Genomic DNA, 11,966 nt, shown 5'->3' with positions numbered 1-11,966 from the left:
GCCCGGATCACGTGGCGTCGAACGAGAAGCCCTCGATCAACCCCGGGAGCTCCTCCACCGCCCTCGGGTGCGACAACAGGTATCCCTGAAGGAGCTCGCAGTCGAGGCCGACGACGGCGGCGAGTTGCTCGGGGCTCTCGATCCCCTCGGCGATGACCGTGATGTCGAGGCTCCTGGCGAGCGAGATGACAGCAGCCACGATGGCCGCCGCTTCTCGCTCGGTCTGGATCGTGCGGACGAACGACCCGTCGATCTTGATGACGTCGATCGGAAAGGCATGCAGGTAGGTCAGGGACGAATATCCCGTCCCGAAGTCGTCGAGCGCAATGCTCACGCCGTGATCCCGCAATTCGAGAAGGATCGCTTGGACACTCCTGGCATCATCGATGAGCGTCGTCTCCGTCAGCTCCAGGGTGAGTAGCGTCGGGTCCAGTCCGCTGACGCTGAGCGCGTTGCGGACGATGTCCACGATGTCCCCCTTGAGGACCTGCCGGCTCGAGATGTTGACGGCGATGCAAAGACGACGGTCAGGCCATTGTGCCGACCAAGCTGCCGCCTGCCGACATGCTTCGTTGAGCACCCACGAGCCGATGTCGACGATCATTCCCGTCTCTTCTGCCACGGGTATGAACGACCCTGGGCTGACGAGCCCGAATCCTGGTCGGGCCCATCGGACGAGCGCCTCAAAGCCCACGATGGCGCGAGACGTGGCCGCGAAGATCGGCTGATAGAAGACCCTGAGCTCCCCACGGGGGACTGCCTGACGCAGTGACGTCTCGAGCTCGATCCGCGCCGCGATCTCGCGTTGCATCGTGTCGTCGAAGAACTCGAACCGGGCTCTGCCGGCATCCTTGGCCCGGTACATCGCCGCATCTGCATCCTGAAGGATGGCCTCAGCCGTCTTGCCGCCGTCATCGGAGTACGCGATCCCGATGCTGGCGTGTATCGAGACGTCGCGCTCACCCAAGAGAAAGGAATCGTCGAACATGCGGAGCACGCGCTCCGCGATGACGACGGCGCCCTCCTGGTGGTCGAGGTCCTCGCACAGGATCACGAACTCGTCGCCGCCCAGGCGTGCGACATCATCGCTCTGGCGGACCAGATCGCGGAGCCGATCCGCCGCCTCTATCAGGAGCTGGTCACCAGCGGCGTGGCCGAGAGAGTCGTTGACCTGCTTGAACCGGTCGAGATCCATGAAGAGCACAGCCAGCGCATGCTCACTGCGCCTGGCGCGTGCGAGGGCTTGCTCGGTTCGCTCGATGAAGAGTTGACGATTGGCCAATCCGGTGAGCGGGTCGTGGAGCCGTCGGTCCAGTTCGAGCCCGACCAGATTGGAGACGCGCGTGGATGACCACGACATGACCTCACCGAGAACGGCCGCCGCCGGCATGGTCACGATGACGCACTGCACGCCGATCGACCCGTGCCCTCCTTCGACCAGGATGCCGCCCAGGGCCAGTCCCGACACACACGCAGCGAGAGTCGGGGCGCCCCGGACCTGGATGAGGCCGCTCCAGGCGACGACCATGATGAAGAAGATCGGATAGACCGCCACCGCCGACTGAGAGTGTGAGTAGTGATCGACCTGGTCACTGAGGACCAGGTACCCGATGGCAACGCCGACAAGGCTGGCGGCGACGACGCGAAGGTGCCGGGACCAGGGAAGCAAGGGCATCAAGAACGCGGTGAGGATGGAGAGGACCCCGGTCATCCGCAGTGCCGGGACGTCGACGCCGGGCAGCGATGAGAAGAGGGTGTTGGCGATAGCGACGGCCCCGGCTCCGACGAACAAGAATGCAGCAGAGCGACTGAGGAGGCGGGGCTCGCTGATTCGAGGATCACCGGGACCCGACGGACGAGTGGCCGCCTGGGCAAGTCCTCGCAGTTCGCGTCGCGACTGCTGGAGTGCCGACTCGAAGTAGCGCTCACGGGTGATGTCGCGAGTGACGACCGTCACCGTGTCGGCGTCGACGGGGACGACGATCACCCGACGCGGCCCACCCCTGCCCTCCGGGAGGATCAGTTCGATGTCCGTCTCTTGGCCCTCCCCTGTGGCCAAGGCGGCGCAGTACAGGTCCTTGATGGCGGAGTTGTCGGACGCCGATTCCAAGACGCTGAGGGCCACACCCACGACATCCCCAACGCCGCGCCACCGGTCGCGCACCAGCTCGTTCGCATCGACGATCGTCCAATCGATGATCGCCTGGTCCTCGCGCACGGCGCGCAGGACGGTGTAGCCGTCACCGCAGGTATCCAGGGTGGCGGTGCGCCATTGCTCACGCATGGCCGAAGGCGACGTGGAGCCGTCGGGCACGCTCGCGGGCGCCGGTGTGCGAGCTTCGGGCAGGTGCCTCGCCCGTGCCCCGATCACCATGGGGCTAGGAATCGGCATTCCCTGCCCTGGCCTGAAGCTGAAGGCCGGGTCGGAACGGTCCGCCCCCGGGAGGCCACGTCGACCCGGGCTTCAGGACGCCAGTGACCTAGGCCCGGGATGCCGGGCTGTCTATGGGTCCTGGGGCCCACCGACAGGAGGACCCACTGCGACCGCTAGCTCCTGGGAGGGCCCCCGCCGTACCGACCTCGACCATCGGCGAGATCATCGACCTGCATGGAGAGCCGCTCGACCGCTTCAGCAAGCTCGAGAACCTCGGCTGCGAGCTTGTCCATGAGCGCCGCCCTTGTGATCGGGTCGTCTCCCGAGCTGTGCATCTGGCTGAGGATCGATCGAACCTTGTGCGAAATCCCGACGATTGCCATGTCGAGATAGCCTACGGACCGGTCGGCTCCACCGGGAGGAAGCCCCGCTGGCGCCCGACAGGAAGCGCTCGCCGTCACGACCGGACGGTCCGGAGGCCTCCGGGTAGTCGACCCTGTCGGGGCGCGAGCGGTACCGCGACATGGTGAGCCGTCTGGCGCGCGCCGGGTCGTCGCGGTTCAGTCCCACTGATCGGGCGGCCAGTCTGGACCGGGCAGTCGGATCGCGGGTTCAGGTGTGAATGTCGGAGCTGTCGCTGAGGTGAAACGGTCCCGATCGAGGGCCGCGACCGTGTCGATGCACCAGATCGACTCGGGTGGCGGGGTGAGCGTGGTGGCCACGAGCGCGACTCAACGGGTGCGGACATTCGCGAGGGCGCTGCGAAGCAGCTGCATCCACTGTGGAGCGACGTCGATGACGTTCTGCTGTATCCAGGACGCAATGGGGCTCGAGCTCTTTCCGATCGAGTGGCGTTCCACCATGAGACATCCCCCTTGGTGTCAGGAAAGACCCAGGTCATGCAGCTTCGTGGTGCTCGCTCCTCCCGGTTCCGTGCCGACAAGAACAACATTCACCACATAAACCACAGCAGCCACATATTTCTCGGCAACCCGAACGGTGTCAAGAGGGTTCTTCCGCTTCCTCGACGGCCCTTCCGGTCGACTCGGCTGCGCGAACGACACGGTTGTGACTTGCACCCGATGCGTCGGAGACGACCGGCCGACCAGGCAGCCAACCCGTCCGACGTCGCGGGGAGCGCCGAGCTGTCATGGCACGACGGCGGTCCATGCCGCCTGCTCCTCGGCTGCGGGCTCGAGCGCCCGCAGGATGGTGGCAGCGCTCTTCTGGATCCGTTCGCAGGATGCCTTGATCCCGGCGATGGCCTGCTCGCCGCCACCGGCCCACGTTGCGACGTACCCGAACGAGTAGTCACTCGTGTCAAGCCCGAACGCGTGGCAGACCACGTATGCCGTGGACTCAGCCTCCAGCTCGGCGAGGGCTCGGTCGTCGTACTTCTCATGGAGCAGGGCGTGAGCGATCTCGTGGGAGAGGGTCTTCACCCGCTGTGCAGGTGAGTTGGTCATCTCGATCCGGATGCGGCGCTCGCTGTGGCAGCAGTCACCGTTCGTGCTTCGGGCGAACTCGTGGTCCTCGACCGTGAAACCGATGGACCGGGCGACCGTCAGGAGCTGGGCGTAGAGCCCGTCAGGGTCGTCGCCATCGAGCCGGTTGCAGATGGACGGCAGCTCGTCGCCATCGGTCTGGGCCACGTCGAACACGGACACGAACTTGAAGCCCCGGATGACCCGGCCACCCTCGCCGTCCTCGGCGTCGGCGTCCTTGTAGACCATGGGGGCGAGAATCCAGATGGCCTTCTCTCCCTTGCGGACGAAGCGGTTGAACGTGCGCCATGCATTGAACCCTGCGACCCGTGTCGCCTCGTGGCACTGGGCTGCGATGAGGAGCACGTTGCCGAAGCTGTAGCGGTGGAAGCGGCCCTGGAAGTCGAGGTAGCGCTGCCATTCGTCGGATGTCGTGAGGTTGCTGATCCCCTCCGCGAGCTGGGCGATGAGTTGCAGATGGTTGTCCTTGGCGGTCATGTCCGATTCCTTCTCTGTGGTGCTGATGCGATGCACCTGGAGAGCACGGGCAAGGCCGAGCGGACCGGTCCCGGGCGCAGCGACTGCACGTCAGGGTTTGCAGCTCGCAGGACGAAGCTCCGGCAGGGTGCGATGAGCGCAGAGGCCCCGTGGCAGGGGCGAGGGACCACACCGGCCCGCCCGGGACAGCCCGGACCCGGTGGTCAGAGGGGGATCACCGAGGTGATCCGATGAAGGGCGACGCTACCTGGACGTTGTGTCGCCACGTGTCGGGCCAATGCGGTCAGCCCCGGCCTGGTCGGCACCGCGGCGACCCGGTCCGGCGGGGAGGCCGACGACGGGCGAGCAGCCGGTGCGGAACGACCGATCGGCCGGCTGCCCGAGGCGGCCGAGGCTCTCACGGCCGCTGCCGACAGGGCAGAGCGCACGCTCTGGGCGTAGCATCGGCAGGACCGAGGGGGTGTGGGACGGATGGGGGGACGGTTGCGGCTCGGCCTCGGTGCCGGGCCCGGGGCATCTGCTGTTGTCGATCCCGCGCTCGCGCCCGGGCAGCGGCCGGAGGGGAGGTGCTGCCCGTGAAGGTCCGGAGCCTGGTTCGGCGGTACCTGCCCCTCGGGGTGGTCCTCGTGGCGCAGGCGCTGATCATCGGCATCTTCCCCTCGACCTCCGCCAGCCAGAGCGCCTCGGGTGGCGCCGGCGTCACGTCGGGGGGTGCCCCAGCCGGATTCTCCGGGACGGCCACGGGAGCAACCGGCGACACGTCGCACTGTGTCGGGGGCCGGGAGTTCCCGACGTCGATCGACTACTACGCCCCACCGTGCACCCCGGGGAGGGTCGGCGGCTCCTACGACAACGGCGGCAGCACGTACCAGGGCGTGTCGAACAACACGATCACCGTCGTCGACTACTACGCCGACGCCGGCGCCGTGGTGGACACGATCCTGAAGGCGCAAGGGCTGTACGTCAGCTACGAGCAGACCCAGCAGGTGGACCGGGCCTTCCAGAACTTCGTCAACTCCCACTACGTGCTGTGGGGCCGGAAGCTGAAGATCGAGCCCTACCGGGGCAGCTGCCAGACCGTGCCGCCGGACTACTCGTGCCTACTGGCCGAGATGGACACGATCGTCCAGACCGTCCATCCCTACGCCGTCTCATGGGGGACCACACTCTGCTCAGCGTGCTACGCCCGCCTCGCCCAGGACCACACCGTGGCCCTCGGTGGCGTGGGTTTCAGTGACGCGTTCGCCCAGGCGAACGCCCCGTACTTCTGGTCACCGGGCGAGAGCTCTACCCACATCGAACAGGGATTCGCCAAGTTCTGGTGCAACCAGCTCACGAGCAGAGATTCCAGCCGGGTGGTGAGCTTCGCGCAGAACAAGAACCCCGCCCAGAACTTCAACGGTCAGAAGCGGGTCCTCGGGGTGATCTCCACCAACGACCCGGACAACGAGGACACCGTGACCAACGTGCTCGTTCCCGCGCTCAACCGTGACTGCGGCGACGGCGCCAGCGTCGCCCGGCATCACTACTTCTACTCCCAGGACATCAGCACGGCCGCGCAGCAGATCAACGCCGGGATCTCCGTCATGGACACGCCGAACGAGCCCGCGACGGATGTGCTCTGCCTGTGCGACCCGGTCGCTCCCGAGCTCCTCTACTCCGGGGAGCAGCAGCACAACTATTACCCCGAGAACGTCCTCGCCGACGCGCAGGGCATGGGGGTCGATGCCGTCGCCCAAGCCTACGAGTCGACGCCGACCCAGCAATCACTGGCATGTCCGACACCGCAGAGCGGCTGCGAGTTCGACACCGCCTTCGGCATCACGTCGGTTTCGGGTCTGGCTCCGGCGAAGAAGGAGTCCGGTCCGAAGGTGTACCAGCTCGGCGGCGGCACGAACCTCCCGATGCAGGCCTACGCGGCTACGGGAGACTGGGAGGGCTGGAACATGCTGGCCAGCCTGATCGAGAACACCGGCCCCGATCTGACACCGGCGAGGATGGCGGCGGCGGCCCCGTCGCTGGGCACCATAGGCGGGGGCACGACCGGGCAGGCCGAGGTCGGGTTCTCCCGGGGCAGCTTCAACTGGACGATCGACGCCCGGGTCGTCTACTGGGCCAAGAACGCCACCTCGCCGTACAACGGCAAGACCGGCACCTTCGTCGGCATCGAGGGCTCGCGGTTCCTGCCGAACCAGTATCCCAAGGTGTCGGCACCGCCGATCCCGAAGGTCCGCACATCGTGAGGAGCTCACTGCTGTCCCGACCGCTCGGCTCCGTGGCCGAGGCCGTCCGAGGGCCGAGCCGAGCAGCGCAGGTGGGTCGATGGCTGGCAGCAGGCGTGATCTTCGTCGCCGCGATCGAGCTGATCTTCTCGACGTCGGCCCCCGACTTCGTCTCCGGGCTCGCCCTCGGATCTCTGTACGGGATCATCGGCGTCGGCATCGTGCTCATCTACCGGACGTCGCGCATCATCAACTTCGCGGCCGGCGCGGTGGGGGCCGTGCCGGCCATCATCGCCTTGTCGCTCGTCCTGCAGGACCATGTGAACTACCTGCTGGCGCTGCCGATCGTCCTGGTGGGCGGGCCGCTCTTCGGGGTGCTGACCGACCTGGTGATGCGCCGCTTCGACGACGTCCCCAGGCTGATCGCGACCGTGATGACGATCGGCGTGGCCCAGAGCCTGGCCATCCTCGGGTTCTTCATCCCGGTGTGGTTCGGGCAGAACGCGACCAACGAAGGGTCGACGGTGCCCACCCCCTGGGAGCACCTGGTCTGGCACAACAGCCGGGGCCAGCCGCTGCTGAGCGGGAACGAGGTCGCCGCCCTGGTGACGGTGGGGGTGGTGACCCTGGCGCTGGCGGGGTTCCTGCGTTACACGCGGCTCGGGATCGCCCTGCGCGCCTCGGCGGAGAACGCCGACCGGGCACTGCTGCTCGGCATCCCGGTGCGCCGGGTGAGCATGGCGGCGTGGGCGCTCGCCGGGCTCCTCGCCGCACTGGCCATCTTCGTGCAGGCGCCGCTCATCGGCACGCCGAGCGACGCCACGCTGGGGTTCGACACGCTGCTCTACGCCCTCACCGCCGCCGTGGTGTCGCGGATGGAGCGCTTCGGGGTGGCGCTCGCCGCCGGCATGGGCATCGGTGTGCTCATCACCTCGACCATCATCAGCTCCGGGGACAACAGCATCTCCTCGTCGATCATGGTGATCGTCATCCTCGGCGCCCTGCTCACCCAACCTCGCCGCACCGCCCGGGCGCTGGACGCCGGCGAGGGGAGGTGGCAGACGGTGAAGCAGTTCCGGCCGATCCCCGCAGAGCTGCGCAGGCTCCCGGAGGTCGCCGCCGCCCGGTGGGGCACCGCCGCCGCGGGCGCCGGCCTGCTGATCGCGCTTCCCTACCTCCTCGGCACCGCCAACATCTCGTACCTCGTCCTGCTCCCGCTGTACGGGATCGTGGCCGTGTCCCTGGTGGTGTTGACGGGTTGGGCCGGGCAGATCAGCCTGGGGCAGTTCGGGCTGGTGGGTGTCTCTGCCGGCGTGGCCGGAGGGCTGATCGCGAACCACAACATCGACTTCTTCGCCGCCCTGGGGATCGGGATCCTCACCGGAGTCGTGGCGGCAGTGGTCATCGGGCTCCCCTCCCTGCGCATCCAGGGGCTGTACCTGGCGGTGACGACCCTCGCCTTCGGCTACGCGGTGCCGAACTACCTCCTCAACGAGCACTACTGGATCGGCCGGCACATCCTCCCCTCCGGCCTGGCGGCTCACCTCTCCAGACCCCTGCTCTACGGGAGGATCGATCTGACGGGGGACCGGGCGTACTACTACCTCTGTCTGGTGTTCCTGGCTCTGGTCATGCTGGCCGCCTTCGCCTTCCGGCGGAACCGGTCCGGCCGGGTGCTGATCGCGCTGCGCGACAACGAGCGAACGGCCGCCGCTTTCGCCGTCAACCCGGCCCGCACCCGGTTGGCGGCGTTCGCCGTCTCGGGCGGGATCGCCGGTCTTGCCGGGGTGCTCTTCGACTATGCCCAGCAGAACGTCGTGCCGGGGACCTACGACATCCAGGCCAGCCTCATCCTGTTCCTCGCCGTGGCCATCGCCGGAGTCAGCTCGGTGTCCTGGGCGGTCGTCGGCGTCATGGTCCTCGAGGTGTCGGTGGTCTTCGGGCCGCGGATCTACGATCTGTTCCACTCGACGACGATCGAATCAGTGATGCCGCTGCTGCTGACCGGGCCGCTGCTGCTGATCAACTCGTCCTTCTACCCGGGCGGGTCCGCCGAGGGCGGCATGCGGCTGCGCGACGACTGGCTGCGGCGGGTCGCCACCCGCCGGGGCCTGGTGGTGCCGTCGCTGGTGGCTGACCTGGGCCCGGCACCCGGGCGCGTCGCCGCGCCGGCGCCGCCGGGGTTCGAGGCGTCGGTGGTCGGAGCGGCTCCGCAGCCGGTCGCCGCCGCCTCCGACGCAACGCCGCACGCATCCCTGCTCGACGGCGGCCGGGTCGCGCCGTGATCGCCCTCGCGTTCTCGCTCGCGGGGGCCGTCTTGCTGTTCGGCCTCTTCCTCGACATCCGCAACTGGCGCAGGTCGAGGACCGGCACCGGCACCGGCACCGGCACGGAGGGACGGGGACTCCCACAGGCGTTGCTCGAGCCGTCGCCGGCCAACGCCCCTCCACCTCCCCCGCTGCTCGAGCGGCGGCCGGTGGCCTCCAATTCCGCTCCCCCGCTTCCTGCTCCCCCGCGGCTGGAGCGGCCGCCGGTGTTCTCCGGATCCGCTCCCGCCCCAGCCGCCGTCGCGCCTACTTCGGACCGCGCACCGCTGCTCGTCTGCCGGGGCGTGCACGTGGCCTACGACAAGGTCCGGGTGCTCTTCGGGGTCGACATGGAGATCGGCCAGGGTGAGATCGTCGCCCTGCTCGGTACGAACGGCGCCGGGAAGTCCACGCTGTTGAAGGCGGTCTCCGGCCTCGTCGACCCGATCGACGGGTCCATCGTGTTCGACGGCCGCGACATCACCCACGCAGATCCTGTCGACCGAGCGAGGTTGGGGATCGTGCAGGTCCCCGGGGGCAAGGCCGTGTTCCCGACGCTCACCGTCGCCGAGCACTTCAAGGCCGCCGCGTGGCTGTTCGCCAAGGAGGAAGCCGACGAGATCCACACCCGGACGGCGAGGGTCCTGGAGCTGTTCCCGCGCCTGAAGGAGCGTTGGCACCAGATGGCGGGGAACCTCTCGGGCGGCGAGCAGCAGCAACTCGGGCTCGGCATGGCCTTCGTGGCGAAGCCACGGTTGCTCATCATCGACGAGCTCTCTCTGGGCCTGGCACCGACCGTCGTAGAGCAGCTGCTCGGGATCGTGCGCGCCATCCACGCCGAAGGCTGCACGATCATCCTGGTCGAGCAGTCCGTGAACGTCGCCCTGACGATCGCCGAGCGTGCCTACTTCATGGAGAAGGGCGAGGTCCGCTTTCAGGGTCCCGCCGCCGAGCTGCTGGCGCGGGGCGACCTCCTGCGATCCGTCTTCCTCGAAGGAGCCAACGGCACCGGCGCCACTGCCACGGCGGTGACGGTCAGAGGTGAGCCGTCGCTCGATCGAGACCCCGACCCTCTGGCCGGCCGGCCGGTGGTCCTGCGCGTCAGCGGGCTGACCAGACGATTCGGCGGGATCACCGCGGTCGACGACGTGAGCTTCGACCTGCGCCAGGGTGAGACGCTCGGGCTGATCGGCCCGAACGGTGCGGGCAAGACGACAATCCTGGACCTCGTCTCCGGGGTTCTCCCGGTCAACGGCGGTCACATCGAGCTCGGGGGCGTCGAGGTCAGCGAATGGTCAGCCGCCCGCCGAGCGGCGGCCGGACTCGGGCGGTCCTTCCAGGACGCCCGCATCTTCCCGTCCCTCACCGTCTCCGAGAACATCGCGCTGGGGCTCGAGCGACACATCGCCACCCGGGACCACCTGGCGGCCCTCCTGGACCTGCCCGCCATCCAGGAGTCGGAACGCGCCGTCGGTCTCAGGGTGGAGGAGCTGATCGAGCTGATGAGCCTCCAGGCCTACAGGGACAAGTTCGTCTCGGAGCTCTCCACCGGGGTGCGGCGGATGGTCGACCTGGCCATGACCATCGCCCACGGGCCCACCGTGCTGCTCCTCGACGAGCCGTCATCGGGCATCGCCCAGCGCGAGACCGAGGCGCTCGGACCCCTGCTGAAGGACATCCAGCGCGCCACGGACTGCTCGATCGTGCTCATCGAGCACGACATGCCGCTCATCAGTGCGGTGTCGGACGACGTCATCGCCCTGGACCTCGGAACGGTTGTCGTGCGGGGCAGACCGTCCGAGGTCCTGTCCGACCCACGGGTCGTGTCCTCCTACCTCGGCGGTGACATCGACCTGATCCACCGATCGGGCGCCCGTCCGCTGGCCGAGCGGCGGTGAGGCCGGCTCCACAGTGCGCCGAGCGGGCTCACCATCAGCGGCCGCAAGGGCCTGATCGGAGGCGGTCTCCAGGAAGGGTCAGAGATTCACCACGGGACAGGTGACGGTGCGCGTGATGCCCTCGATGATCTGGATGTGGCTGACGACGAGGCGACCGAGGTCGTCCATCGAATCGGCCGTGGCACGAACGATCACGTCGTACGGGCCCGTCACGTTCTCGGCCGAGGTGACGCCCTCGATCGCAGCGGCTTGTTGGGCGACGTGCGTCTTGCCGACCTCGGTCTGGATGAGTATGTATGCGGCCACCGACATGGTCGGCCTCCTTGATCGGGCCGGCGACCCCGCGGGATCACGCAACCGGATAGTGCTCGACGACGGCATCAGCCCCCGGAAAGAAGATCCCTTCATGCCCGTCGTCGTCCCACCGCACCCGATACGGTGGACTCCCGTCGGGCCCTTCGACGGCGAGAATGATGGCGTCGCGGTCGTGCTCTCCGACTCGGTGACCTCGTACCACGATCTTGTCCCCGACGGCAGCTCGCATGGCATGCGCCTCCTCGTGCGGCCGGCATCACCAGCTCTCGAGCACACGGTATGCCGCTTCCCGGCGCGCAAACAGGGTCCTTCGCCACAATCGAGACTCCCAGCCGGCGAGCGCGAGACGCCAACGGCGGCCGTGTCCGCCACGCACCGCTCCGATCCTTGCTACCGCAACAAGCCCCCAGCGGGAGGCCACCGGTCGCGCCGACAGCACGTGAGGCTCGCCGACAGTGCGAGCGCGGCGGCGGGTGGCGCACCTGGGCATCGGGTCCTCCTGCCGCCCCGTGGACAGCGCGCCCTCCAGCCGGTGGGGTTCAGGCGACTTCACGGTCGTCGGGGAGCTCGGTCGCGGGAGTTGGAGTGTCGTTCACCTTGCCTGTCAACACAGCCTTGATCGCCTCGTCGCACCGAAGCGGCTCTTGCGCTCCTGGGGAGGAGACGAAGGCGCGGTGGCCTACGGCCTTGCACTCATTGGCTGGGAGCGGCTCACCGGCGGTCACCCCGTTGCCGGGATGAGCATCTCGGAGGTACTCGATGCCCATCTGGCCGGGTCGGGAGTGACCCTCGAGGTCCGCGCTCGATGCCGCAGTCGGTTGCCGGGATCCTTCAGGCAGGGCTTGCCCTGCGTCCGAGGCGTGCCCTCG

At 68.2% G+C, this 11,966-nt stretch carries 7 protein-coding genes; 3 read left to right on the top strand and 4 right to left on the bottom strand.

All coding sequences use genetic code 11. The features are described from left to right. Window positions 1-7 precede the first annotated feature (7 nt). From VMV22_13430 to VMV22_13420, 3 genes are all read right to left on the bottom strand, one after another. A complete protein-coding gene (locus VMV22_13430) occupies window positions 8-2,374 on the bottom strand; it encodes an EAL domain-containing protein (GenBank protein HUY23332.1) in 2,367 nt (788 codons plus the stop codon). A 173-nt stretch (window positions 2,375-2,547) separates the two neighbouring features. After that, window positions 2,548-2,757, bottom strand: a complete 210-nt coding sequence (locus tag VMV22_13425) for a hypothetical protein (GenBank protein ID HUY23331.1) — start codon at window positions 2,755-2,757, stop codon at window positions 2,548-2,550. A gap of 765 nt (window positions 2,758-3,522) precedes the next feature. Then, entirely contained in the window at window positions 3,523-4,356 is an 834-nt protein-coding gene (locus tag VMV22_13420) for an ArdC-like ssDNA-binding domain-containing protein (GenBank protein HUY23330.1), read from the bottom strand. 575 nt (window positions 4,357-4,931) lie between these two features. Here VMV22_13420 and VMV22_13415 point away from each other — a divergent pair. The 3 genes from VMV22_13415 (at window position 4,932) to VMV22_13405 (ending at window position 10,782) form a co-directional block, all read left to right on the top strand. Next, window positions 4,932-6,599, top strand: a complete 1,668-nt coding sequence (locus VMV22_13415) for a hypothetical protein (protein ID HUY23329.1) — start codon at window positions 4,932-4,934, stop codon at window positions 6,597-6,599. Window positions 6,600-6,670: 71 nt separating this feature from the next. Continuing rightward, a complete protein-coding gene (locus VMV22_13410; GenBank protein HUY23328.1) occupies window positions 6,671-8,863 on the top strand; it encodes an ABC transporter permease in 2,193 nt (730 codons plus the stop codon). Next, entirely contained in the window at window positions 8,860-10,782 is a 1,923-nt protein-coding gene (locus VMV22_13405) for an ATP-binding cassette domain-containing protein (GenBank protein ID HUY23327.1), read from the top strand. Before VMV22_13410 ends, VMV22_13405 begins: the two co-directional genes overlap by 4 nt. Before the next feature lie 78 nt (window positions 10,783-10,860). On the opposite strand, the gene VMV22_13400 is transcribed toward VMV22_13405, so the two are convergent. Next, complete coding sequence (locus VMV22_13400; protein HUY23326.1) at window positions 10,861-11,094, bottom strand: Lrp/AsnC ligand binding domain-containing protein; 234 nt, start codon at window positions 11,092-11,094, stop codon at window positions 10,861-10,863. Window positions 11,095-11,966 lie beyond the last annotated feature (872 nt).

It is taken from the genome of Acidimicrobiales bacterium, from assembly GCA_035531755.1.
GTDB lineage: Bacteria > Actinomycetota > Acidimicrobiia > Acidimicrobiales > UBA8190 > DATKSK01.
The sequence above is the reverse complement of the archived record's forward strand: the minus strand, read 5'-3'. Positions and strand labels throughout refer to the sequence as shown.